This window comes from Allobosea sp. GW821-FHT09G06 (genome assembly GCF_059416005.1).
Window position 1 is genome coordinate 64709 of sequence record NZ_JBWKOI010000001.1, and the last position, 23362, is coordinate 88070.

Here is a 23362-nt window from a genome sequence, read left to right on the forward strand (position 1 = left end):
GTTCCTCAAGCGCGAGTGACTGGTTTCGCCGGCAGCCAGGCGGCCTTGGCCTGCGCCTCAAGCGCGAGCCGGCAGACGGTGAAGGCGTGGCGCTGGCTCATCGCGGTTTCGCTGCGGGCGGCGATGTCGGCGATGAGATTGCGGAAATAGGTCAAGGGCTCGTTGGAGGCATCGATATGGCGGGTGCCGGCCTTGTCGACGAGGAAGACATGGTCGGTGCCGGCGCGGCCGGCGATATCGACATACTTGCGCAATTCGATGGTGCCCTCGGTGCCGAGGATGGTAAGGCGCCCGTCGCCCCAGGTCGGCAGGCCGTCGGCCGTGAACCAGTCGACCCGGATATAGCCGCCTGCCCTGTCGCTGCGCAGCAGGACTTCGCCGAAATCCTCGAAATCGGGCAGGTCCGGCCCGCCGAAATGGCCGATGCCGGAGGCCACGATTTCCGCATCATCAGAGCCGGTGAAGTGCAGGAACTGGTCGATTTGGTGCGAGGCGATATCGGTGAGGATGCCGCCACAATGGCGCTTGTCGAAGAACCAGGCCGGCCGGATCGCACGGTTGAGCCGGTGCGGACCCATGCCGAGCGTCTGCACGACGCGACCGATCGCGCCGTCCGCGATCAATTTGCCGGCTATGATCGTCGCCGGAACGGTGAAGCGCTCGGAGAAGCAGATCGAGAAGATGCGGCTGGTCTCCGCGACCGCCTTCTCGACGGCGGCGAGCTGATCGAAATTGGTGACGCCGGGCTTGTCGACCATGACGTCCTTGCCCGCCCGCATGGCGCGGATGGCGATCGCCGCGCGCTCCGCGGGGATCGCGGCGCAGACGATCAGATCGATCGCGGGATCGTCGAGCAGGCGGTCGGCCGTGCTCTCCGGCAGATCGGGGAAGCGCTCGCGGAAACCGGCGAGAACGCGCTCGTCACTGGTCGCGGGATCGAAGCCGGCGCAGGTTGCGCCGGCTTCGAGGAGACCACCGACCATATGGTAGATATGGCGGTGGTCGAGGCCGATGGCGGCGAATTTCATCGCTATTGCGGCGCGTTGTGGCCGACGCCGATTTCCTGGTCCCAACGCCTGAAGGCGGCGACGAGGCGCTCTGGCGTCAGCGGCGGGCGGGTCGGCAGGCTGGTGATCAGCCCGTCATATTCCGGCCGGCCATATTCGGCGAGGATGTCGCGGCTTTCCTGCGGCGCCATGGCGAGCGTCACGCCCTTGATCGCCGGACCCGGGTAGAAATAGCCCTTGTCATAGGTCACGGCCTGGGCTTCCGGCTTCAGCATATGGGCCATCAGCGCGACCAGAGCGGACATCTTCTCGGCGGGGACGCCCTTCGGGATGCACATGAACTGGGTGTCGGGAATCCAGTGCGTATTGGCGAGGACGAAGACCTTGGCTTCCTTCGGCACGATGCCGAGCACGCGCGGGTTGATGTCCCAGCCGAGCGTCGAGACGATGACGTCGCGGGTGCCTTCGCCGAGCTCCTTCATCGTCGCGGCGGTGCCGCCCGGATAGTAGTCGACGCCGGTGCCGAGCTCCTTGAGATAGGCCCAGGTCTTGTCCCAGCCCTTCATCGGGTCGGTCGGGTCGGCATCGCCGAGGATGTAGGGCAGGCCCTGCAGCCAGGTCCAGCCGGGGCCGGAATTGACGGGCCGCGCATAGGTGAAGCGCTTCGGGTTCTGCTTGACATAGGCGAGCAGGTCCGCGGCCGTCTTCGGCACGGTCTTGAGCCGCTCGGGCGCATATTCGAAGAGCGGGCCGGAGGGCGAATAGACGACGGCGACGCCTTCGTTCTGGCCGAAATTGCGCTGCATCATCAGCGCCTGCTCGTGATAGATGTCCTCGGGCTTCGGCAGGTCCTTGGCGTGGGACTTCCAGACATCGACCCAGAGCCCCTGCTGGATACCGTCCGACATGGCGCCGGGGCCGGTCAGCACGAGGTCGATATCGACGCGGTTGGCCTGTTGCTGGGCCTTGAGCTTGGCCGGCAGCTCCGGCGAGGGTGCGCGCGAGAAATTCAGGCGCGAGATCAGCTTCGGATTGTCCTTGGCGAATTTCTCGATTGCGATCTGCGTCAGCTGAAGATTGCCGGCGACATCGATGATGTTGAGGGCGACCGGCGCGCTCTGCGCCAGCGCTCCGCCGGCTTTCAATGCGGCGAGGCCGGCCGCTCCGGCCATGACGGTGCGACGTGTCGGGTGGATCATGATCTCTCCCTGGGTTGAGCTCTCTTTTGCGATGCCGTGAGCGGCATCCGGAGCATTTGACTGGGATACTAGTGCACCACTTTTCGCCGCGCCAGCGGATTCAACGGCATGGCGGGCACCGCGCCGGGACATGGCGAGCGGGCCGATCAGGCGTGTTCGAGGAGGAGAGCTTCGGTCGCGCGGCTGAGCAGGGGCGCGGCGGCGCCATGGATTTCGTAGAGATGGCTGGCGGGCGCGCCGGTGAGATCGGGCACGGCGAAGCCGTCCATGGTGCCTTCCGCCCGGAACAGCGTGTTGAACCGGGCCCAGAGCTGCGGATTGGCGGAGAAGGGGCCGCTCACCGCGATCCGGGCCGGGAAGAGCATCCGGCAGGCATTGGCGAGCGCGCGGGCGAGCAGCTCCGTCGCCATCTCCATCTCGGGCAATGACAGCAGGTCGAGACCGGCGAGTTGCCGGGCAAGCCGCACCTCGTCCTGGTCGAGATCAGGCCAGTGCCTGCGCAAGGCGGGGAGGAGCGACCAGAGCGCGGCGCCGGTTTCGAGGCAGGCGGTATTGCCGCAGCCGCAGCGGAGCCCGTTCAGCGCGGCGAGCCGCCAATGGCCGATCTCGCCGAAGGAGCCGGTCGGGGCGAAGGGCTCGCCATCGACCGCATAGGCAAGCCCGACCCCCCAGCCCCAGTGGAGCAAAATCGTCCCACCTGCAAAGTTCTCGGGCTCGCGGGCGGCGCGGGCGCGCAATTCGGCGTCGAGATTGCGGCAGATCGTGACCGGCCCGGCCATCGGCTCGAGCACCGAGGCGATGTCGAGCCCGCGCATGCGCGGCCAGCGCGAGGCCAGCAGCCACTGGCCTTGTTTCAGGTCGATCAGGCCGGAGAGCGAAACGGCGGTGCCGGCATGGCTCATGCCCGGCGGCATGGCGTCGAGGAGATCACGGGCCAGTTCCGCCATTACGGTGGCAATCGCGGCATTGTCGGCATCGCCGGCAATCGGGCGTCGGCGCTCGGCGACGAGATGGCCGTTGAGATCGACCAGCGCGCCGGAAAGCGACTGGCTGGAGACATAGATCACGGACGCGCCGATGCGGCGGGTATGCGCGACGAGGATCGCCGGGGGCCGTCCGCGTCCACTCGCCTCACTGAGCGCCTCGATGACGAGGCGCCGCGCGATGAGATCGCCGACGACGCGCGAGACGCTTGTCGAGCGCAATTGCAGGATGCGGCCGATATCGGCGCGCGAATGCGCCTCGCCATTGAGGATCAGCCGGTAGATCCGGGCGCAGTCCCGGTCATGGGCAAGTGCGAGGCGGGTTTCGTCGAGCGTCAGCAGGGACAAGGCAGGCTCTATTCGGAACGGTTGCGTTCAAAATTAATCGTTGCGTTTCGGACGAAGCTTCATAAGCTCGTTCTCAGAATATCGGAAAATTACTGGCATAAAAGGTTCAAAATTCGATGATCGAGATGCATCTCGCCGCCGACAAGGACGAGCTCGGCCGGCAGGCGGCGGCGCTGGGCGCCCAAGCGATCCGCGACGAGATCGCCCGCGATGGTGCGGCGACGATCATCGTGGCGACGGGCGCCAGCCAGTTCGAGATGCTGAACCATCTCGTCGCGGCCGAGGGCATCGACTGGTCGAAGGTCACGGCCTTCCATCTCGACGAATATGTCGGCCTGCCCGAGAGCCACCCGGCAAGCTTCCGGCGCTATCTGCGCGAGCGCTTCATGGCGCCGCTCAAGAATGCGCCGACCTTCATTCCGGTCGATGGCGAGGGCGATCCCGCCGCGGCCGTGAAGCAGCTCAACCAGCAGATCGCCGGCAAGCGCATCGCGGTCTGCTTCGCAGGGTTCGGCGAGAACTGCCATCTCGCCTTCAATGATCCGCCGGCCGATTTCGACACCGAGGAACCCTATCTCGTCGTCAATCTCGACGATGCCTGCCGGCAGCAGCAATTCGGCGAAGGCTGGTTCCCGAGCTTCGAAGACGTTCCGCAGCAGGCGATCTCGATGAGCATCCGCCAGATCCTGAAGAGCGAACTGATCGTCCTCTCCGTCTCCGATACCCGCAAGGCCGCGGCAACGAAGGCGGCGCTGGAAGGGCCGGTCAGCAATTTGGCGCCGGCTTCGATCCTGCAGACGCATCAGCGGACCGTGCTGTTCATCGATCCGCCGGCCGCCTCCCTGCTGACCCGGAAGAGCTGACCATGCACACGCCGGGTCTCGTCGATCTTCAGGTGAACGGCTTTGCCGGGTTGGATTTCAACTCCGGCACGGTCACAGCGGCCGAGCTCGACCGGGCGCTGGAGGCGATGCTGGCGACGGGTGTCACCACCTGCCTGCCGACCATCATCACCGCCCATCCGCATGAGCTGGAGGAGCGCTTCCGCGCGCTCGATGCGGCGGTGAAGGGGAGCCGGCTCGGGCCGTTGATGTGCCCGGGCTATCATCTCGAAGGCCCGTTCCTGAATCCGGCCGCCGGCTATTGCGGCTGCCATCCGCCCGATGCGATGACAGCGGCCACCGCGGACCTGATCGCGCGTCTCGAAGGGTTGCTGTCGCGGCCGATCCTGATGGTGACGCTGGCGCCGGAGATCGCGGGCGGTATCGCACTCGCCGGCCAGCTCGCTCGCATGGGCAAGGTCGTCGCCATCGGCCATTCCGCCGTCGATTTCGAGATCGTCGCGGCTGCGGCCGATGTCGGGGTGACGCTCTCGACCCATCTCGGCAACGGCCTGCCGCAGGACTTGCCCAAGCTGTCGAATTCGCTGTTCGCGCAGCTCGGCGAGGATCGCCTGATGGCCGGCTTTATCGCCGACGGCATCCACCTTCCGCCGAAGGCGCTGAAGAGCCTGATCCGGGCCAAGGGTTTCGAGCGCTCGATCCTGGTTACGGATGCCGTGGTCGCGGCGGGCGCCGTGCCCGGCCGCTACAGCTTCGCCGGGATGCCGGTCGAACTCCGGCCCGACGGCTCGGTCTATCAGGTCAATGGCGATTCGCTGGCGGGTTCGGCGCTCAAGCTCGATGATGCCGTCCGCAATGTCGTCGCCTGGGGCATCGCCACGTCCGCGGAGGCGGTCGCGATGGCCTCGACCCATGCGCTGGCTTGCATCGCCGATGCGCTGGCCGGCGCCGGAATCACCTTGCCGGAGAGCGCGATCGAGTGGTCGCCGGATCTCCGGGTTCGCAGTGTGCGCGTCGGCAACGAGCGCCGCGACTTCGCCACTGAGGCGGCTGCCTGAAGATGTCATCAACCAACGAAAAGGGGAGAAGCATGAGCGAATTTTCAAAAGGCGTGGATCGCCGTACCGTTCTGGGCGGGCTTGGCGCACTGACGCTTGGCGGCACCGGAGCGCGTGCGGCCGTGCCGGCGCTGCCGTCAGCGCCGGTCGGCATCAACATCATCGATGTCGGCGGTGCGCTCGCCCTGATGCAGCAGGCCTTCGACGACTACCGCGCGAACAATCCCAAGCTCGTCTCGCGCATCACCTATGTGAAGGCGCCGGCGCCGGAGCTGGCGAGCAAGATCAAGGCGCAGCAGGATGCCGGCCGCGCCGATCTCGACCTCGTCCTGACCGGTTCGGACGGGCTCGCCGCCGGCCTGGAGCAGAATCTCTGGCTCAAGATCTTCCCGGATTTCGCCGAGAAGTTCCCCAGTATCGAGCAGAACTACGAGCCGGCGGCGCTCAACCTGCACAAGGTCCAGGGCGCGGGCTTTGGCACGGTGGTGAACTACTACCCGTCTGGGCCGCTGCTCGAATACATGCCGGACCGGGTCAAGCAGGTCCCAACCACGGCCGAGGAATTGCTCGCCTGGGCCAAGGCCAACCCGAACAAGTTCATGTATGCGCGCCCGACCAACTCGGGACCGGGGCGCACCTTCATGATGGGCCTGCCCTATATCCTCGGCGACAAGGACCCGCAGGATCCGGTCAATGGCTGGGACAAGACCTGGGCTTATCTGCAGGCGATCGGCGAGTATATCGAGTACTATCCGGCCGGCACCGGCGCGACGATGAAGGAGTTCGGCGACGGTTCGCGCGACATCATCATCTCGACCACGGGCTGGGACATCAACCCGCGCGCGCTCGGCATCGTGCCGAAGGAAGCCAGGATCCAGACGCTGAAGGGCTTCCACTGGGTCTCGGATGCCTTCTTCATGTGCGTGCCGAAGGGCATCCCGAACGATCGCCTCGCCGTCGTGCTCGACATCATGGCGCATGTGCTGACGCCGAAGATGCAGGCCTATTCCTATGACGAGGGCTATCTCTATCCGGGCCCGGCGGTGAAGGACGTGCCGCTCTCGCTGGCACCGAAGCGCAGCCAGGACGTGATCGCGGAGTTCGGCCGGCCGGAATATGCCGACCTGATCGCCAAGAATCCGATCGAACTGCCGCTGAAGCCCGACAAGATGGTCGTCGCCTTCCGCAAATGGGACGAGCTGGTCGGCGCCAAGCGCAAGCGCTGAGGCAGCGCCTCGCTTCCTTCGCTACGCGCCGCCGCGGAGCGAGAGAAAGGTCCGGAAACCATCACGCGGTGCCGCCACCGCCGATGGTTCCGGGCCGATTTCGTTTCAGGCTCAACCGACGATCGAAGCGTCGTTCTCGGCGCGTCTCCAGAAGAGCCTCACCCCTCCCTCGGGGGTGCTCTCCAAGCCTGGGACGGCGGCGAGGAGCTTTTGCGTGTAGGGGTGCTGCGGATTGTCGAAGATGTCGTCTCTGGGGCCTTCCTCGACGATCTTGCCGTCCTGCATGACGATGACGCGGTCGGCGACCTGCTCGACCACGCCGAGATCATGGCTGATGAACAGGCAGGAGAAGCCGTGCTTCTTCTGGAGCTCGTCGAAGAGCTCGAGCACCTGCGCGCGCACCGTGACGTCGAGCGCCGAGACCGGCTCGTCGGCTATGACGAAGCTCGGCCGGCGCACGATGGCCCGCGCAATCGCGATGCGCTGGCGCTGCCCGCCCGAGAGCTCGTGCGGATAGCGCTCGGCGAACCCGTCGCCCAGGCCCACCTCGACCAGCACCTCCGCGACGCGCGCCTTGCGATCGGCCGGGCTCATGTCGGGGACGAGGCGTAGCGGTTCCGCCACGAGCTGCTGGATCGTCATGCGCGGGTCGAGCGAGGAGTAGGGGTCCTGGAACACCATCTGGCAGTTCAGCCGGTAGTCCCAGTAAGCCGTCTCGCTCTTGGTGATCGGCTTGCCGTTGAAGCGGATCTCGCCGCCAGCCGGCTTGACCAGGCCGGCGATCGACTGGCCGAGCGTTGTCTTGCCCGAGCCCGAGCCGCCGACCACCGCGACGACCTCGCCCGGCTGCACGTCGATGCTGATGCCGTGCAGGGCGCGCTTGGCCTCACCCTTGCGGAAGAAGCCCTGGCGGCCGGGATACTCGACGACGAGGTCGCGCACCGCGACGATCGGCGTCTTCGCCTCCGGCAGGAGGCGGGCCGGCAGGCGATGCGGCATCGCCGAGAGCAGCTTGCGGGTATAGGGGTGCTGCGGCCGGGCGAGGATGTCCTCGCTGGGGCCCTGCTCGACCACGTCGCCCTGGCACATCACGACGATGCGGCTGCAATAGCGCGCGACCATGCCGAGATCATGCGAGATCAGCAGCACGGCGGTGTCGTTGGCCTTGGTCAGCTCGACCATCAGCTCCATGACGTCGCGCTGGACGACGGCGTCGAGCGCGGTGGTCGGCTCGTCCGCCAGCAGCAGGGCGGGCTTCAGCAGCATCACCGAGGCCAGCATGATGCGCTGGCGCATGCCGCCGGAGAACTGGTGCGGATAGGCGCTGAGCGCCCCTTCGGGATCGCGCAGGCCCACGCTCCTGAGCATGTCGAGGATCAGGGCGCGGCGCTGGCTTGCGTCGAGCTTGCGATGCAGCGCCAGCCCCTCGTCGAGCTGACGCCCGATCAGCATCGAGGGGTTGAGCGAGGTCATCGGCTCCTGGAAGACCATGCCGACCTTGGCGCCGCGCATGGTGCGCAGGTCCTTGGCGGACATCGCCATCACGTCCTGGCCGTCGAAGCGGATCGTGCCGCCCTCCAGCCGCACCGCCGGCGGGATGAAGCCCATCACGGCCCGCGCCGCCAGCGTCTTGCCTGAGCCGGATTCGCCGACGATGCCGACGATCTCGCCCGGGAAGACCTGGAAGGAGACGTCGTTGACCACGGTCCGGCCGGAGCCGCCGATCTTCAGCGTGAGATGGGCGACGTCGAGGAGGGGTTTGGTGGTCATCGCGAGCCCCTCATCCGCGGGTCGAGCCGGTCGCGCACGGCGTCGCCGAGCAGGTTGATGCCGAGCAGCGTCAGCGAAATGCACAGGCCCGGGAAGATGCCGAGCCAGACGGCCTGACCGATATAGGGCCTGGAACCGGCGAGCATGTTGCCCCAGGTCGGGGCCGGCGGCGGAACGCCGAGCCCGAGGAAGGAGAGCGCGCTCTCGGCCAGGAGCACATAGCCGAACATCGAGGTCGCCAGCACGGTGAGCGGCGCGATGCAGTTCGGCAGGATGTGGCGGGCCATGGTGAAGCCCTCCGAGTTGCCCATCACCCGCGAGGCCGCGATGAACTCGCGCTCGCGCAGCGAGAGCACGGTGCCGCGCACGACGCGGGCGACCGAGGGCGTATAGGCGATGCCGAGTGCTACGATGATGCCGTATTTGTTGGCGCCGACCACCGCGAGCAGGCCGAGTGCCAAGAGGATGCCGGGGAAGGCGAGCAGCGCATCGTTGAAGGCCATGATAATGCGGTCGGTCCAGCCGCGCATATAGCCGGAGAACAGGCCGATCAGCGTGCCCATCACAACGGCGAGCGTGACGGTGAGGATCGAGATCCAGACCGAGGTCGCGGCGCCCGCCATCAGGCGCGAGAGCACGTCGCGGCCGAACTCGTCGGTGCCGAGCCAGTGCAGGGCGGAGGGCGCGGCCAGCTTCTCGCGGAAGGAGAGCTTGAGCGGATCATAGGGCGTCCAGAGCGCGCCGGTGCAGGCCGTCACGAGCAGGATGCCGATCAGCGTGCCGCCGACGATCGCATTGGGGGCGGGGAGCTTCATGCGGCTGGGCTTCCTGACGGTGCCGCCACCCGTCGTTGTGCTGTCGATGCTCATTGCGCCGTCACCCTTGGATCGAAGACCGGGTAGCAGAGGTCGATGACGAGGTTCACCAGGACATAGGTGAAGGCGACGAAGAGCATGCAGCCCTGGATCACCGGATAGTCGCGGGCGAAGATCGCGTCGACGAGCAGGCGGCCGAGGCCCGGGATGGTGAAGACCGTCTCGACCACCGCGATGCCGCCGAGCAGGTTGCCGAGCACGAGGCCGATCAGGGTCCAGGTCGGACCGAAGGCGTTCTTGAAGGCATGGCGCCAGAGTACCGCGCCTTCCGACAGGCCCTTGGCGCGGGCATGGGTGATGTAGTCGAGCCGGAGCACTTCGAGCGTCGAGGCGCGGGCCATGCGCAGGATCACGCCGATCTCGTGCAGGAACAGCGTCAGGATCGGCATGACCAGATAGAGGATGCCGGCCCACGGGTTCTCGGCGATCGAGACATAGCCGACGACCGGCAGCCATTCGAGCTTGAGCCCGAAGAACAGCAGCAGCAGCAGGCCGAGCCAGAAGGTCGGGATCGAGAGCAGCAGCGTCGCGGTCGCGACGAGGCCGAGATCGAGCGCGGAATCCTGCTTCCAGGCGGCGATCACGCCGGCCGGCACCGCGACGCAGCTCGCCATGAGCACCGCGACCAGCACGATCTGGGCCGAGACCCAGAAGCGCTGCAGGATCAGCGGCAGCACCGCCTGCTGCGACGAGATCGACTGGCCGAAATCGCCGCTCACGACATTGCCGATCCAGATGCCGAACTGGGCCGGCAGGGACTGGTCGAGCCCGAGACGGGCCCGCAGATCCGCCAGGCTCGCCGGCGTCGCCAGGTCGCCCAGCATCAACTGGGCCGGGTCACCCGGAATCAGACGGATCAGGACAAAAACCGACACCGCGACAATCAGCAGCGTCGGCAAGGCCATCGCGATCCGCGTCAGCGCAAACCGAAACATCAAAGGCCCTCCCAAGCCTCAGGACAAAACCCGACCCCGCCTCACGGCGGAGCCGGAGCACGCATCACTTCGTGACGCTGACCTCCCAAAGGCGCAGCTGGGACGCCCAGGGCGTCACGCCGCTGACCTTCTTGGAATGGGCGATGATGTCGAGGTCGTTATGGGTGAAGATGGTCGGGACCTCGTTGATGAAGCGCTTGTGCAGGTCGTCGAAGATCTTCTGGCGCTCGGCCGTATCGGTCACCACCATCGACTTCTGGATCAGGGCGAGCGCCTCCGGCTCCTCCCAGATCTTGCGCGGTTGCTTGTCCTTCGGGCCGGCGATCTGCTCGAATCCGAGCGCGGGGTCGAAGCGGCTCGAATAGGAGAAGGACTGCATCTGGTAGTTGCCCTTGTTGTAGCGATCCAGCTGCGTCGCCCATTCCAGCACCTCGATCTCGGCATTGATGCCCACCGCCTGCATCATCGCCTGGGCGATGACGGCGGTGTTGAAGCTCGGCACCGAGGAGCGCTTGTTGGCGAGGATCACGATCTTCTCGCCCTTGTAGCCGGCCTTCTGCAGCAGGGCCTTGGCCGCGGCGGGATCGTATTTGAAGCCCTGCTTCTGGACGTCGCCGAAGTACTTCGAGGTCAGGTAGACCGGCGAGTTGTTGGGCTTGCCGAGGCCGTTGGTGACATTGGCGACGAGCTCGGGGAAATCGATCGCGGCGGCGACCGCCTGGCGCAGGGCCTGGTTCTTCATCACCGGATCGCGCGTCTGGATGATCAGGCTGTGCCGGACCGGGTTCGGCGCGATGGCGAGCGTCAGGTTCGCGGCCTTCTTGAGGTCGGGCACGTCCGATTCCGGCATCAGCGCCATGTCGAGCGAGCCCGCCAGCAGGCCTGCCTTCACCGTCGCCGCGTCGGGAATGACCATGAAGCGCGCTTCCTTCACCAGCGGGCGCTTCGAGCCGATATAGCCGTCGCGCTTGTCGCCCTTGGGCGAGACATACTGGTCGAAGGCGAGAAGCTGGACCGACTGGGCACGCTTCCACTCGCCGAGCATGAAGGGGCCGGTGCCGATCGGCTTGTCCCAGCTGCCATCGACCTTGACCGAGTCCTTGTGGATCACGGCGGTGCCGCCGCAATCGGCGCGGGCGAGCGAGTCGAGGAAGAGCCCGTTCGGCTCGTTGATCTCCATCACGACGGTGTCGGCATCCGGGGCCGAGATCTTCTCGACCTTGAGGCCGTTGCGCCCGTCGAAATCGGAGATGCAGCGCCAGTCCGTCTTCGCATCCATGTAGCGGTTCCAGCTCCACAGCACGTCGGCCGAGGTCATGGTCGCGCCGTTATGGAACTTCACGCCCTTGCGCAGGCGGAAGGTATAGGTCTTGCCGTCGGGCGAGATCTCGACCTTCTCGGCGAGCAACGGGCCGACCGAGCCGTCCTCGGCATAGCCGACGAGGCCCTCGACCATGTGCAGCACGACGGCGTCGGTGTTGCCGTCGCGATTCACGCCCGGATTGGTCGAGCGGATATCGGCGTTGAGCACGGCCGTCAGCGTCTGGGCCTGGAGGGCGCCGGCCGAGAGGGCGAGCGCGGCGACAGAGACAAGGAGGCGCTTCATGATGGTTCCCCTGTTGTCGTTATGATTGTTCAGGCGGCCTTGCGGGCGGCGCGGATGCGGGCGAGCTCGCCGGCGAAGAAATCCTCGACGACCGGCACGACCTTGACGCCGTCATGCGGCGTATTCGGCACGAGGTCGAAGCGGGCCGCGATGCCGTGCGCGGCGAAATTGTCGCGCAGGCTCGCCAGCCGTTCCGGCCGGTTGGTGCCGGCATGGTTGGCGTCCGGCATCCAGTTGCGGCCGCCCGGCTTGTGGGTGATCTCCCAAGTCTCGAGATCGGCGGCGCCGACGACCATCTGCACCGCGACCTGCTTCATCGCGGGAATGTCGAGCTCCTGGCCGAAGAGCTCGGCGAAGTTGCGGGTGCCGACCCACCAGTCGCGGCTGGGATCGAGCAGGGTGACAGAGCCCGGCGCGCCGATCGAGGCGGCCCAGAGCTTGTGCGGCTGCAGCATCAGGAAGCGATGGGTGAAATGGCCGCCGCCGGAATAGCCGAACAGGCCGAAGCGATCGAAGGCGATGCCATAGCGCTCGGAGACCTCCTCGACGATGGCGAGCAGGACATGGTCGTAACGGAGGTTGCCCTCGCGCATGTACTTGAAGCCGTCGCGATAACCGTCGCCCATCACGCCGATCGGGAAGAGCGGCGCCAGGATGATGCAGTTGTTCCAGCGGGCGAAGGACGAGAAGGCATCGCGATAGCCGGTGAAGCCGCGGCCGGTGCCGTGCATCGCGACGACCAGCTCCGGCTTCTCGCCGCCCTGGCCCAGGCTCGGCGGGACATAGAGGCAATAGGGGAAGCGCGCATCGTGCTTCGAGGAGTAGATCGAGGTCGGGCCGTATTCGTAGAGCGCCTTGGCGCGGGCGGCCGCCTCAGTGTCGGGCTTGGCGGTCTGTTCTGCCACGGCGTTCACGGGCTCTCTCCTATGGCGAAATTATTGGCGCCAATTATGTTGCATGATATGGTTGTCTTCGCAACCAACTTCTTCCGTGTCGCGCGAATCCTGCTAGAGCATTGTTCCGTCGCAGTTTCTTCACGCGAACCGGTGTCCACCCCGCTCGAAAATGCTTTAGAGAGCCTGCCATGACGTCCGAGCGGAAACGCAAGAACACCAGCACGCGGCGCGCCATGCTCGCCAACGAGATCGCGCAGGCGATCCGTTTGCGCGCGTTTCGGCCCGGCGAATGGCTGCGCCAGATCGATCTCGAGGAGCGCTTCCAGGCGACGCGTTTCGACGTGCGCAGCGCGCTCGACGAACTCGCCGTGCGCAAGACGATCGAGCATGTCCCGAACCGGGGCTATCGCGTCGCCGAGGTCGACCTGAAGACCTATGAGGAAATCCTCGCGACGCGCATCATCCTGGAGCGGGCCACGGCCGAAGGCATCGTCGCGCAGATCGACGACGCCGCGATCGCGCGGCTGGACGCGCTGGCGGCGCAGTTCTCCGCCGCGGTCACGACCGGGAGCCGGACCGAGCAGAGCGAGATCAACCGCGCCTTCCATCAATTCATGTACTCCTTTTGCGGCAATGCCGTGCTGGAGGAGATGATCTGGGGCCTGCGAGACCGCGGACGCGGTTCGCAGATCACGGTGTGGAGCTCGCATGAACTGCTCCAGAAGAGCGATCGCGAGCATTACGAGATGATGGCGGCTCTGAAGGCGCGCGATGCGGGGCGGCTGGCGGCCCTGATCGCGACCCATATCATCAAGGGCGCGCCCGTCGGCCCGGCTCCGGTCGAGCCGGGCTGAGCCGCCGCCTCATTTGCTGACGGCGACCTCCCAGAGGCGGGGCTTCGAGGCGACCCAGGGCGCGAAACCCTGCAGGCGCCTCGAGACCACGGCCGTGTCGACCTGGTTGTAGAGGAAGATCAGCGGCGCATCGGCCAGCATCATCACATGGAGCTGGTCGAAGATCTTGCGGCGCTCGGCCTCGTCATTGACCAGCGTCGCCTTCTCGATCAGCGCATCGGCCTCGCGATTGTCCCAGACCTTGGAGGGCAATTTGTCCTTCGGGCCGGAGAACTGGTTGTAGCTCTGGGCCGGGTCGATGCGGGCCGAATAGCTGAAGGACATCATCTGGTAGTTGCCCTTCGAGAAGCGGTCGAGCTGGGTCGCCCATTCCAGGATCTCGATATCGGCCTTGATGCCGGCGGCCTGCAGCATGGCCTGCGCCATGATCGCGATCGGATAGCTCGGCACGGTCGAGCGCTTGTTGGCGATCAGCTTGATCGTCTCGCCCTTGTAGCCGGCCTCGACCAATAGCTTCTTCACGCGCGCGGGATCGTGCGTGTAGCGCTTCTTCTGGACCTCGTCGTAATAGGGCGAGGTGACGTAGACCGCCGAGTTGTTGACCTTGCCGAGCCCGTTCGAGACGGCGCCGACGATCTCGTCCTGATCGAGGGCCGCCATGATCGCCTGGCGCATGCGGACATTGCTGAGCAGCGGGTCGCGGCTCTGGAGCAGGATGCCGTGCTTGGTGGCGCTCGGCGCCGTCAGCACCTGCAGGCCGCTCTTCTTCATCTCCGGCACGTCCTCGTCCGGCACGTCGGCGACGTCGAGCGCGCCCGACATCAGGCCGGCCTTGACCGTCGCGCCATCGGCGATGGCGAGGAACTTCACTTCCGTCGCGAGCGGGCGCTTCGAGCCGACATAGCCGTCGCGCTTGTCGCCGGTGGGGGAGGCATAGGCGTCGAAGCGCTTCAGCAGCACGAATTCGCCGCGGCGCCAATCCGCGAGCTGGAACGGGCCGGTGCCGACCGGCTTGTCCCAGCTGCCATCGGCCTTGACCGAGTCCTTGTGCAGGATCGCGACCATGGCGCAGTCGGTGCGGGCCATCGTGTCGAGGAAGAGCGCGCTCGGCTTTTCCAGCTTCATGACGAAGGTCGCGGCGTCGGGCGCGGTCGCTTCCGTGACCTTGAGGCCGATGCGGCCGTCGAATTCCGGCTTGCAGCGCCAGTCGGTCTTCGCGTCCATGTAGCGGTTCCAGCTCCACAGCACGTCGGCCGAGCTCATCTCGGCGCCGTTATGGAACTTCACGCCCTTCCTGAGATGGAAGGTGTAGGTCAGCCCGTCCGGCGAGACGTCGATGGTCTCGGCGAGGAGGGGCGCGACGGCGCCGTTCTCGCGATAGCCGACAAGGCCCTCGACCATGTGCAGCACCACGGCATCGGTGTTGTCGTCGCGATTGACGCCCGGATTGGTCGAGCGGATGTCGGCATTGAGCGCGACATTGATGGTCTGAGCCTGCGCCGCACCACAGAAGAGCGCGAGCGCCAGGGCAGAGGCCGAAAAGCGGATCATTCCCGTTCCCTCGTTATCGTGTCGTCCGGGCATGCCCCATGGGACATGCCGCGTTGTCGGAGGTCGCGAAGGCGAGGTGGTGGCCTTACTGGCCGGTGCTGACTTCCCAGGCGCGGGGCAGCGAGCTCAGCGTCGAGACATAGCCCTTGGTCTTGGCGCCCATGGCGCCGCCGACGATGCCGTTATAGAGCATCACCATCGGGACATCGGCGATGAAGCGCTTGTGCAATTCGTCGAAGATCTTCTGACGCTCGGCCTTGTCGTTCACGACCATGGACTTGTCGAGCAGGGCCTGCACCTCCGGATTGTCCCAGAGCTTGCGCGGCTGCTTGTCCTTCGGGCCGGTCATCGACTCGTAGCTCAGGGCGGGGTCCATGCGGCCGGAGTAGGGGAAGGCCTGCATCTGGTAGTTGCCCTTGCTGTAACGGTCGAGCTGCGTCGCCCATTCCAGCACCTCGATCTCGACATTGAGGCCGATCGCCTGCAGCATCTGCTGGGCGACGACGGCGGCGTCGAAGCTCTCGGGATAGCGCTTGTTGGCGAGCATCACGATCTTCTCGCCCTTGTAGCCGGCCTCCGCGAGGAGCTTCTTGGCGGCGGCGGGATCGTATTTCCAACCCTGCTTCTGGACCGGGCCGTAATAGGCGGAGAGCGCCGGCACGATCGAGTTGTTGGGCGAGCCGATGCCGTCGGTCACGGCGCCGACCAGCTCCTTGGAATCGATCGCGGCGGCGATCGCCTGGCGCAGCTTGACGTTCTGCAGCAGCGGGTCGCGCGTCTGGATGATCAGGCCGACGAGGCCCATGCTGGTGACGACCGAGGTCTTGACCTTGTCGTTCTTCTTGAGCTCGGCGATGTCGGTATTGGCGATATCCGGGACGATGTCGATGTCGCCCTTCAGCAGCGCGGCCTTGGCGGTCGAGTTGTCGGGAATGACGAGGAAGCGGACCTCGTCGACCAGCGGCTTCTTGGCGCCGGTCAGGCCGTCGATCTTGCCGGGCAGCGAGGCGTAGTCGGCGAAGCGATCCAGCTTGATGTATTCGCCGCGCTTCCACTCGGCGAACTTGAACGGGCCGGTGCCGATCGGCTTGTCGAAGGAGCCGTCGGCCTTGACCGAGTCCTTGTGGAGGATGCCGGTCATGGCACAATCGGTGCGGGCGAGCGCCGAGAGGAAGAGCGCGCTCGGCTTGTCCAGCTCGAAGACCACGGTCTTGTCATCCGGCGCCGAGATCTTCTCGACCTTGACCTGGCCGCGGCCGTCGAACTCCGAAAGGCAGCGCCAGTCGGTCTTCGGGTCCATGTAGCGGTTCCAGCTCCAGAGCACGTCGGCCGCGGTCAGGGCTGCGCCGTTATGGAACTTCACGCCCTGGCGGAGCGTGAAGGTGTAGCTCTTGCCGTCCGGGGAGATATCGACCTTCTCGGCCAGAAGCGGCTTCGGCAGGGCGTCCTCGCCATAGGCGACGAGACCCTCGACGATCTGAACGACGACGCCGTCGGTATTGGCGTCGCGGTTGACGCCCGGGTTGATCGAGCGGATGTCGGCGCGCAGCTGGATCTTGAGCGCGCTCGCCCCGGCGACCTGGACGAGGCCGCCGCACAGCAGCGCGGCGGCGAGGGCGGTGGTGGTGGTTGTTCGGCGCATCATGTTCCCCTGTTGCTTTTTCGGTTGTGACGCGGTGCTGGCGATTTACTCAGCCGCTTCGGCGAGCAGCACGGGATCCTCGGTCAGGCTGTAGCGGGTGAAGACGCGGTTCTGGGCCGGCAGCGGCGCGACCTCCATGATCCCCTTCGCCGGCTGCATGATCACCATGGCGACCGTGGCCGAGAGGTTGCCCTGCTCGTTCGGGCGGGCCGGGCGGCAGACCGAGTAGGGCGAGAGGAAATCGTCGAAGAAGGCCTGCTTGAGATCGTCGACGGTCAGCTTGCGGCCGGCCTCGTCGAGCAGCTTGCGGACGCGCCAGTCGCGATAGAAGCTCTCCGGCACGCGCGGGATGCCGGTATCCTTGATCTTGGTCAGCGCGATCTGCCCGACCCAGTGGTTGGCGTGAACGATCATGCCGTCCTGCGGATAAAGCGGGAAAGCCTCGTCCGGAGCGCATTCGAAATCGATGCCGAAGCCCTTCACGGTCGAGAGCATCATGTTGTTCGAGCAGGCTTTCGGCGTCGTCGCCACGGCCTTGATCGCGAAGGCGAGATGCTCCTGCTCCAGCACCTTGCGGCGGATCAGGGCGAGCGGCACGCCGGCTTGCGTGAAATCACGCTCGGATTCGAGATAGTTGGCGGTGATCGAGATGCCGGCCGCGTTCATGCCGCAGCGGGCGAGGCCGCCGGCCTCGACGAAGGTCAGGAAATCCGGGCCGTCGGTGCGGCGCACGCGCAGCACGATCGCCGTCTCCGCGCATTCGGCCTTCCAGTCCCAGTTCTGGCCGTGGATCAATTCGCCCGAGGCACTGCGCTCCGGCAGGATGATCGCGCCGGTGCAGCCGTCGTCGAGTTCCTCCTGGGCCTCGATCGGCTTGTTCTTGACGAGGCGTGCCTTGGCGATGACCTCGGTGCGGGCATTGACCATGACGATGTCTTCGAGCGCGACGCCGGCGCCGTCGGCGATGCCGCGCATTTCCTCGATGTAATGCGCGCCGAAGGCCTCGATCTCCTTGGCGAATTCGGCGATCAGCGCCGACTTGGCCTTGGCATCGTAGCCGAGCTCGCCGAGCTGGCCGCCATAGAGTTCGATCGAGCGCTTCACGCGGCCGGGCACGGCAGCGCCGTGCTGACGGCCACGCTCATAGGGGGTGCCGGACACATCGACGAAGGGGCAGGGCTGGACCATGGCGCATATCTTTCCGGTATGCTGACAGGAGATCGTGCTATAGTGTATTTCATCATCAACTAAAACAATCAAGGGCCTTTCCCGATGGCGGCGCCGACACGGCTGCAACAGGAGATCGCCGAACGCATCCTGCAGCTCGTGCGCGATGATGCGCTGGCGGCCGGTGCCTGGCTCAACGAGAACGCGACGGCGAAGCGGCTCGGCGTGTCGCGCACGCCCGTGCGCGCCGCGCTGGATCATCTGGCCGAGCAGGGCGTGGTGCGCCGGCATCTCAACAAAGGCATCGAGCTGATCCAGCTACCGGCGGCGAACGAGAGCGCCCGCCCGCCGGAGACGGTCGACCTCGCCATGGTGAGGCTGGCGCGCGAACGCGAGAACGGCCTGCTGCCGGACGAGGTTTCGGAACTGGAGGTGATGCGGCGCTACGAGCTCGGCCGGCCCGAGGCGCAGAAGCTGCTGGCGCGGCTGGCCGATCTCGACATGGTCGAGCGCAAGCCGGGCTATGGCTGGCGCTTCCTGCACGAGCCGCGCGACCAGCGCCTGCGCGACGAGAGCTATCGTTTCCGCCTGCTGATCGAGCCGATGGTGATGCTGGAACCGGGCTTCCAGCTCGATCCCGGCTGGATCGCCGAGATGCGGGCGCGCCATGTCGAGGCGCTGCAGCGGCCCTGGCGGGAGGCGTCGAGCATCGCGTTCTACGAAATGAACGCCGATTTCCACGAGGGGCTGGCCGCAGCAACCGGCAACCGCTTCTTCCATTCGGCGATGCGGCGCCAGAACCAGCTCCGGCGCCTGTCGAACTATGACTGGGACCAGGGCATGGAGCGCGTACGGGTGAACTGCACCGAGCATATGAGCATGCTCGACCATCTCGAGGCGGGCGAGAACGAGGTCGCCTCGGCATTGATGCGCAGCCATTTGCTGCGGGCGAGCAAGCTCAGGCGGATGAGCAAGGTGGAGGAGACGGGCGGTTGAAGGGGCGACGGCCGGTCATCGGATGACTGCCCTGCCATTGCAGCGGTTGACCTCTCGGCGATTTGGGCCAGCAATGGCGGCAACCCCGAATCCGACAGGTCGAGTGCCATGACTGTTCACCAGCGCCCGCAAGCCATCGATCCCGCCAAGCTCGACAAGCTGGCCGAGGTCGCCATCCGCGTCGGCCTCAATCTCCAGCCCGGGCAGGACCTGTTCCTGACCGCGCCGGTCGCGGCGCTGCCGCTGGTACGCCGCATCGCCGAGCACGCCTACAAGGCGGGCGCCGGCATCGTCACACCGATGCTGGCCGACGAGGAGGTGACGCTGGCGCGCTATCGCTTCGCGCCGGATGCGAGCTTCGACAAGGCGCCGGGCTGGCTCTACAAGGGCGTCGCGGAGGCCTTTGCCGCCAATACCGCGCGCCTCGCCATCGTCGGCGACAATCCCATGCTGCTGGCGAACGAGGATCCGGCCAAGGTCGGGCGCGCCAGCAAGGCCAATTCGCTGGCCTACCAGCCGGCGCTGGAGAAGATCGCCGGCTTCGACATCAACTGGAACATCCTGGCCTATCCGAGCGCGGCCTGGGCTCGCCAAGTCTTTCCTGATGACGCCGAGGAGGTTGCGATCGGTAAGCTGGCGGAGGCGATCTTCTCGGCCTCGCGTATCGATCAGGCCGATCCCGTCGCGGCCTGGGCCGCGCATAACGCGGCGCTGCGGACGCGGCGCGACTGGCTGAACGGCCAGCGCTTCGCCGCGCTGCATTTCACTGGGCCGGGAACCGATCTGACGGTCGGCCTCGCCGATGGCCATGACTGGCAGGGCGGCGCCTCGCCGGCCAAGAACGGTATCGTCTGCAACCCGAACATCCCGACCGAGGAGGTCTTCACCACCCCGCATGCGCGCCGGGTCGAGGGCCATGTCTCCAGCACCAAGCCGCTCTCCTATCAGGGGTCGCTGATCGACGAGATCCAGGTGCGCTTCGAGGGCGGGCGGATCGTCGAGGCCAAGGCCTCACGCGGCGAGGCCGTGCTGAACAAGGTGCTGGACACGGATGAGGGCGCACGCCGGCTCGGCGAAGTGGCGCTGGTGCCGCATTCCTCGCCGATCTCGAAGAGCGGCATCCTGTTCTACAACACGCTCTTCGACGAGAACGCGTCCTGCCATATCGCGCTCGGGCAGTGCTATTCGAAATGCTTCGTCGATGGCGCGAACCTCACGCCGGAGCAGATCGCGGCGCAGGGCGGCAACAAGAGCCTGATCCATATCGACTGGATGATCGGCTCCGGCGAGGTCGATATCGACGGCGTCCACGCGGACGGGCGCCGCGTGCCGGTGTTCCGCAAGGGCGAGTGGGCCTGAACGGCCTCAGCCCGCGTTCGCCCTGAGCCAATCCCCCAGCGACGGGCGGTGATGCCCGTCCCGCCCGGTCGTGGCGGGAGCGGCGGTCATCGCGTTGAGCACGGCCTCCTGCGTCGCTTCAGTGGCGGCGCGGAAGAGCGTGTCGATGCGGTTCTCGTTGAGCGCGCGCAGCGGCACGAGATCATCAGGCTGGTCGTGGTCGATCGGGTCGGCTGTGCTGAAGGCGACGGCGATGTCGCCGCTGCCATTGCCCCAGAAGGCGCCGAGCCGGGCGAGACCGGCGCCGCCGCGCCGCGCGACCCGGTGCAGCTGCCGCGATTCCAGCGGCACGTCGGTCGCGATGACAAGGATGACGGAGCCGCGCTCGGCTTGCGGCTTCGTCTCGGGTGGAACCGGGCGGCGGCCATCGGGCAGGACGAGGTCGCCGGCATTGCCGAAATTGGCGAGCGCCAGCACGCCAAGCGTGTGCTCGACACCGTCGAGATCGAAGCGGCGCGAGGTCGTGCCGATGCCGCCCTTGAAGCCGAAGGCGCTCATGCCGGTGCCGGCGCCGATCGCGCCTTCCGCGACAGGTCCGGAAGCGGCGGCATCGAGCGCCGCGAAGGCGTGATCCTGCGTCAGCGCGCGGGCGCGGATGTCGGAGAGATAGCCGTCATTGCATTCGAGCACGACCGGATTGACCGTGCCGGTCTGCCGGCCGATGTCGGGATTGGCGGCGAGCGCGCGGGTCACCAGCGCGTCGAAGCCGGTGCCGACGGCGAGCGTGTTACCGAGCAGAAGCGGGGTCTCGATCTGGCCGAGCTCGGCGAGCTGCATCAGCCCGGCGCTCTTGCCGAAGCCATTGATGACATCGACCGCGGCGCGGACCTTCCGGCGAAACAGATTGCCGTCATGCGGCAGCAAAGCCGTGAAGCCTGTCCGCAGATCGCCCTCGTTCAGGGTGCAATGGCCGAGCTTGATACCGGGAACATCGGTGATCGCATTGAGCGGGCCGGGCTGCAGGATGCCGCAGGTGAGGCCGAAATCGCGAAGGCGCTGGGTCATGGTGGAGTCCGGTGAAGCTGGGCTAGGTCAGCGCGGCAGGCTCGTGCCGAGCCCTTGCGCACGGGCCTTCTCGACGGCGAGATGGGCGAGTGCGAGATCGGCCAGCGCGACGCCGCGGAAGCAGAAGAAGGAGCGGCTCGTCGGCGCTGTCGGGTGCGGGGCGGCGGCCAGTTCCGTCATATCATGGCCGAAGCTGACGGTCGTGACCGGGTTGCCTGCGGCATCATAGGGCGCGCGCGACTGTTCCAGGCTGTCGGTGGCGAGGACGTCGAAGGCGGGCAGCGTCTCGGGTAGCCAACTGCGGCCGGTATCGACGGCGGCGGCGAAGGCGACGGGCTTGAGGCGTCGCGCGTCGAGGAAGGGCGCCATGCCGGGGCCGCCGGGCACCATTGAGATCACGATATCGCTCTGCGCCAGCAGGGCGTCGGCATCATCTAGCACCTGTGCGGCGAGACCGGCCACGCGCGCCGCTTCCGCGAGCCGCTCGGCCGAGGCGCGGCTGCGGCTCATGGCCAACGCCGTCGTCAGGCCGGGATAGAGCGCGCGGAAGGCGGCGAGATGGGCATGGGCCTGCAAGCCGCAGCCGACGAAGCCGATGGTGCGGGCCGCGGCCGGTGCGAGGCGCGAGGCTGCGGCGGCGGTGATTGCGGCGGTGCGGATCAGCGTGATCTCGTCGCCGTCGAGGATCGCGCGCGGCAGCCCGGTCGCATAGTCGTTGACGCAGATCAGCGCGCTGACGGCCGGCAGGGACGAGCCCGCTGCGACCGGGGCCATTGCCACCCATTTCACCGTGGCAATCTGCTGGGCGGAAGATGCCGCGGTCATCGCCTGGAAGCCATGGCCCGGACCGAGCGTCAGCGCCGTCTTCGGAATGCTCCGGTTCAGCCCAGCGGCGTGGTCGCGAAAGCCCTGCAGCACAGCCTCGCGCGCCTCGTCAGGCGAGATCGCCAGCGCCCGGACGTCGTCGCGCGAAAGATACAGCAGGCTGTCGCTCATCCGGGATTCTCCATGACGCGGGCTAAGGCCCGAAGCGGCATGGAAGCGGGGATACAGCCTGGCCGGAGCGGCGTCGAGGCACTCGGTCTCGATCGCAGGGCTCACCTTAGGGAAGCAAAAACGCGGTCACAGGATTGACATCTTTCTTAACTCGCGTATTTTCCCTCTTATTGCAACTCTGGTTCCATTAAATGGAACTTTAAAGGTAAGCCGCAATGTCGATCCTGTCGTCGGCCGTGGATGTGCTGCGCTGCTTCTCCAGCACACGCCATGATGTGACGGTGACGGATCTGGTGACGTTGCTGGGCATGCCGAAGAGCAACGCCTCGCGGTTGCTCCGGGCGATGCGCGACGAGGGGCTGCTCGAGACGGTTGGCGAGAGCAAGCGCTATCGGCCTTCGCTCCTGCTCAATCAGGTCGGCCATCTCTATCGCTTCGCGGCCTCGCTGATCGACCGTGCCGATGCCGTGGTCGGGACGATCTCGGACCGGATCGGCCATACCGGCTATGTCAGCGTCCGGCGCGGCACCGAGATCGTCGCGGTCACAGCCCATCCCGGCCGCCATGCGCTGCGCGTCGTCACCTCGATCGGCGACCGCATTCCCGCCTTCGCCTCCAGCACCGGCCGCGCCCTGCTTGCGCGCCTGCCCGACGACCAGATCCGTACGCTCTATCCGGCGGGCTTCACCTCGCCGTCCGAGACCGCGCCGCGCGACATGGACGACCTGCTCGATCGCCTGGCGCGGGTGCGTGAGGAGGGCTTCGCCGAATCCCGCGACGAGGCGGTGCGTGGCGTGCGCGCGCTTTCGGTCGCCGTCGGCGATCCCGCGACCGGCGACGAGGTCGCGCTCTGCCTGTCATTCCCGGCCGCGACGGTCGAGCCGGCCGAGCGCATCGCCATCATCCGTTCGCTGGGAGAGGGCGCCGCCGAGATCGCGGCCCTGACCCATGACAACCGCTTCTACCCCTTGAACATCTCAATTCCTTGAACCTTTCAATCGCGGAGAC

Annotated in this window: 20 protein-coding genes; 7 read left to right on the top strand and 13 right to left on the bottom strand. The window is 66.6% G+C overall.

Features of this window, described 5'->3' with window-relative positions; translation table 11 throughout:
* Positions 1-5 precede the first annotated feature (5 nt).
* The 3 genes from AC07NY_RS00315 to AC07NY_RS00325 all read right to left on the bottom strand — a co-directional run bounded on the left by AC07NY_RS00315 (position 6) and on the right by AC07NY_RS00325 (position 3537).
* Positions 6-1028 (bottom strand): Gfo/Idh/MocA family protein, encoded by a 1023-nt coding sequence (locus AC07NY_RS00315; protein ID WP_494580913.1) that lies wholly within the window; start codon positions 1026-1028, stop codon positions 6-8.
* A 2-nt stretch (positions 1029-1030) separates the two neighbouring features.
* On the bottom strand, positions 1031-2203 hold the full coding sequence (locus tag AC07NY_RS00320) for an extracellular solute-binding protein (RefSeq protein WP_494583630.1): 1173 nt from the start codon (positions 2201-2203) through the stop codon (positions 1031-1033).
* 149 nt (positions 2204-2352) lie between these two features.
* Complete coding sequence (locus AC07NY_RS00325; RefSeq protein ID WP_494580915.1) at positions 2353-3537, bottom strand: ROK family transcriptional regulator; 1185 nt, start codon at positions 3535-3537, stop codon at positions 2353-2355.
* A 116-nt stretch (positions 3538-3653) separates the two neighbouring features.
* On the opposite strand from AC07NY_RS00325, the gene AC07NY_RS00330 reads away from it, so the two are divergent.
* From AC07NY_RS00330 to AC07NY_RS00340, 3 genes are read left to right on the top strand one after another with little or no spacing between them, the layout of a single operon-like run.
* Entirely contained in the window at positions 3654-4400 is a 747-nt protein-coding gene (locus tag AC07NY_RS00330) for a glucosamine-6-phosphate deaminase (RefSeq protein ID WP_494580917.1), read from the top strand.
* A 2-nt stretch (positions 4401-4402) separates the two neighbouring features.
* A complete protein-coding gene (locus AC07NY_RS00335) occupies positions 4403-5437 on the top strand; it encodes an N-acetylglucosamine-6-phosphate deacetylase (protein ID WP_494580919.1) in 1035 nt (344 codons plus the stop codon).
* Positions 5438-5469: 32 nt separating this feature from the next.
* Positions 5470-6663: an extracellular solute-binding protein gene (locus tag AC07NY_RS00340; protein WP_494580921.1), complete on the top strand. Its 1194-nt coding sequence runs from the start codon at positions 5470-5472 to the stop codon at positions 6661-6663.
* A gap of 111 nt (positions 6664-6774) precedes the next feature.
* On the opposite strand, the gene AC07NY_RS00345 is transcribed toward AC07NY_RS00340, so the two are convergent.
* The 5 genes from AC07NY_RS00345 to AC07NY_RS00365 form a co-directional block, all read right to left on the bottom strand.
* On the bottom strand, positions 6775-8433 hold the full coding sequence (locus AC07NY_RS00345; RefSeq protein ID WP_494580922.1) for an ABC transporter ATP-binding protein: 1659 nt from the start codon (positions 8431-8433) through the stop codon (positions 6775-6777).
* Positions 8430-9248: an ABC transporter permease gene (locus tag AC07NY_RS00350; protein ID WP_492286007.1), complete on the bottom strand. Its 819-nt coding sequence runs from the start codon at positions 9246-9248 to the stop codon at positions 8430-8432. The genes AC07NY_RS00345 and AC07NY_RS00350 overlap by 4 nt, the downstream gene beginning before the upstream one ends.
* 50 nt (positions 9249-9298) lie before the next feature.
* Entirely contained in the window at positions 9299-10243 is a 945-nt protein-coding gene (locus AC07NY_RS00355; RefSeq protein ID WP_494580924.1) for an ABC transporter permease, read from the bottom strand.
* A gap of 64 nt (positions 10244-10307) precedes the next feature.
* Positions 10308-11849: an ABC transporter substrate-binding protein gene (locus AC07NY_RS00360; protein ID WP_494580926.1), complete on the bottom strand. Its 1542-nt coding sequence runs from the start codon at positions 11847-11849 to the stop codon at positions 10308-10310.
* Positions 11850-11878: 29 nt separating this feature from the next.
* Positions 11879-12763, bottom strand: coding sequence for an alpha/beta hydrolase (locus AC07NY_RS00365; RefSeq protein WP_494580927.1), 885 nt, complete (start codon positions 12761-12763; stop codon positions 11879-11881).
* A 170-nt stretch (positions 12764-12933) separates the two neighbouring features.
* Here AC07NY_RS00365 and AC07NY_RS00370 point away from each other — a divergent pair, with 170 nt between their 5' ends.
* Entirely contained in the window at positions 12934-13599 is a 666-nt protein-coding gene (locus tag AC07NY_RS00370; protein ID WP_494580929.1) for a GntR family transcriptional regulator, read from the top strand.
* Positions 13600-13608: 9 nt separating this feature from the next.
* Here the strand turns inward: AC07NY_RS00370 and AC07NY_RS00375 are convergent, their stop codons facing one another.
* The 3 genes from AC07NY_RS00375 to AC07NY_RS00385 form a co-directional block, all read right to left on the bottom strand.
* Positions 13609-15150, bottom strand: a complete 1542-nt coding sequence (locus AC07NY_RS00375; RefSeq protein WP_494580931.1) for an ABC transporter substrate-binding protein — start codon at positions 15148-15150, stop codon at positions 13609-13611.
* An 85-nt stretch (positions 15151-15235) separates the two neighbouring features.
* Positions 15236-16795, bottom strand: a complete 1560-nt coding sequence (locus tag AC07NY_RS00380) for an ABC transporter substrate-binding protein (RefSeq protein WP_494580933.1) — start codon at positions 16793-16795, stop codon at positions 15236-15238.
* A gap of 42 nt (positions 16796-16837) precedes the next feature.
* Positions 16838-17980 carry a C45 family autoproteolytic acyltransferase/hydrolase gene (locus AC07NY_RS00385; protein WP_492286000.1) on the bottom strand — a complete coding sequence of 381 codons (1143 nt, stop codon included), beginning with the start codon at positions 17978-17980 and terminating at the stop codon, positions 16838-16840.
* Positions 17981-18064: 84 nt separating this feature from the next.
* Between AC07NY_RS00385 and AC07NY_RS00390 the strand changes: the two genes are divergently transcribed.
* Both AC07NY_RS00390 and AC07NY_RS00395 read left to right on the top strand, forming a co-directional pair.
* Complete coding sequence (locus AC07NY_RS00390) at positions 18065-18955, top strand: GntR family transcriptional regulator (protein WP_494580935.1); 891 nt, start codon at positions 18065-18067, stop codon at positions 18953-18955.
* A gap of 108 nt (positions 18956-19063) precedes the next feature.
* Positions 19064-20314: an aminopeptidase gene (locus tag AC07NY_RS00395; RefSeq protein ID WP_494580937.1), complete on the top strand. Its 1251-nt coding sequence runs from the start codon at positions 19064-19066 to the stop codon at positions 20312-20314.
* Positions 20315-20320: 6 nt separating this feature from the next.
* Here AC07NY_RS00395 and AC07NY_RS00400 read toward each other — a convergent pair whose 3' ends face one another.
* Together AC07NY_RS00400 and AC07NY_RS00405 are read right to left on the bottom strand one after the other, a co-directional pair.
* The gene (locus tag AC07NY_RS00400) at positions 20321-21358 is read right to left on the bottom strand and encodes a DmpA family aminopeptidase (protein WP_494580938.1); all 1038 of its coding nucleotides are present in this window, start codon (positions 21356-21358) and stop codon (positions 20321-20323) included.
* Positions 21359-21385: 27 nt separating this feature from the next.
* Positions 21386-22354 carry a hypothetical protein gene (locus tag AC07NY_RS00405; RefSeq protein ID WP_494580940.1) on the bottom strand — a complete coding sequence of 323 codons (969 nt, stop codon included), beginning with the start codon at positions 22352-22354 and terminating at the stop codon, positions 21386-21388.
* A gap of 215 nt (positions 22355-22569) precedes the next feature.
* Here AC07NY_RS00405 and AC07NY_RS00410 point away from each other — a divergent pair, with 215 nt between their 5' ends.
* Positions 22570-23343, top strand: a complete 774-nt coding sequence (locus tag AC07NY_RS00410) for an IclR family transcriptional regulator (protein ID WP_494580942.1) — start codon at positions 22570-22572, stop codon at positions 23341-23343.
* The last annotated feature ends 19 nt before the right edge of the window (positions 23344-23362 follow it).

Coding starts and splice junctions, on each gene's coding strand:
- AC07NY_RS00315 (WP_494580913.1), bottom strand. CDS start 1,028: ATGAAATTCGCCGCCATCGGCCTCGACCACCGCCATATCTACCATATG.
- AC07NY_RS00330 (WP_494580917.1), top strand. CDS start 3,654: ATGATCGAGATGCATCTCGCCGCCGACAAGGACGAGCTCGGCCGGCAG.
- AC07NY_RS00335 (WP_494580919.1), top strand. CDS start 4,403: ATGCACACGCCGGGTCTCGTCGATCTTCAGGTGAACGGCTTTGCCGGG.
- AC07NY_RS00340 (WP_494580921.1), top strand. CDS start 5,470: ATGAGCGAATTTTCAAAAGGCGTGGATCGCCGTACCGTTCTGGGCGGG.
- AC07NY_RS00345 (WP_494580922.1), bottom strand. CDS start 8,433: ATGACCACCAAACCCCTCCTCGACGTCGCCCATCTCACGCTGAAGATC.
- AC07NY_RS00350 (WP_492286007.1), bottom strand. CDS start 9,248: ATGAAGCTCCCCGCCCCCAATGCGATCGTCGGCGGCACGCTGATCGGC.
- AC07NY_RS00355 (WP_494580924.1), bottom strand. CDS start 10,243: ATGTTTCGGTTTGCGCTGACGCGGATCGCGATGGCCTTGCCGACGCTG.
- AC07NY_RS00360 (WP_494580926.1), bottom strand. CDS start 11,849: ATGAAGCGCCTCCTTGTCTCTGTCGCCGCGCTCGCCCTCTCGGCCGGC.
- AC07NY_RS00370 (WP_494580929.1), top strand. CDS start 12,934: ATGACGTCCGAGCGGAAACGCAAGAACACCAGCACGCGGCGCGCCATG.
- AC07NY_RS00375 (WP_494580931.1), bottom strand. CDS start 15,150: ATGATCCGCTTTTCGGCCTCTGCCCTGGCGCTCGCGCTCTTCTGTGGT.
- AC07NY_RS00380 (WP_494580933.1), bottom strand. CDS start 16,795: ATGATGCGCCGAACAACCACCACCACCGCCCTCGCCGCCGCGCTGCTG.
- AC07NY_RS00385 (WP_492286000.1), bottom strand. CDS start 17,980: ATGGTCCAGCCCTGCCCCTTCGTCGATGTGTCCGGCACCCCCTATGAG.
- AC07NY_RS00390 (WP_494580935.1), top strand. CDS start 18,065: ATGGCGGCGCCGACACGGCTGCAACAGGAGATCGCCGAACGCATCCTG.
- AC07NY_RS00395 (WP_494580937.1), top strand. CDS start 19,064: ATGACTGTTCACCAGCGCCCGCAAGCCATCGATCCCGCCAAGCTCGAC.
- AC07NY_RS00400 (WP_494580938.1), bottom strand. CDS start 21,358: ATGACCCAGCGCCTTCGCGATTTCGGCCTCACCTGCGGCATCCTGCAG.
- AC07NY_RS00405 (WP_494580940.1), bottom strand. CDS start 22,354: ATGAGCGACAGCCTGCTGTATCTTTCGCGCGACGACGTCCGGGCGCTG.
- AC07NY_RS00410 (WP_494580942.1), top strand. CDS start 22,570: ATGTCGATCCTGTCGTCGGCCGTGGATGTGCTGCGCTGCTTCTCCAGC.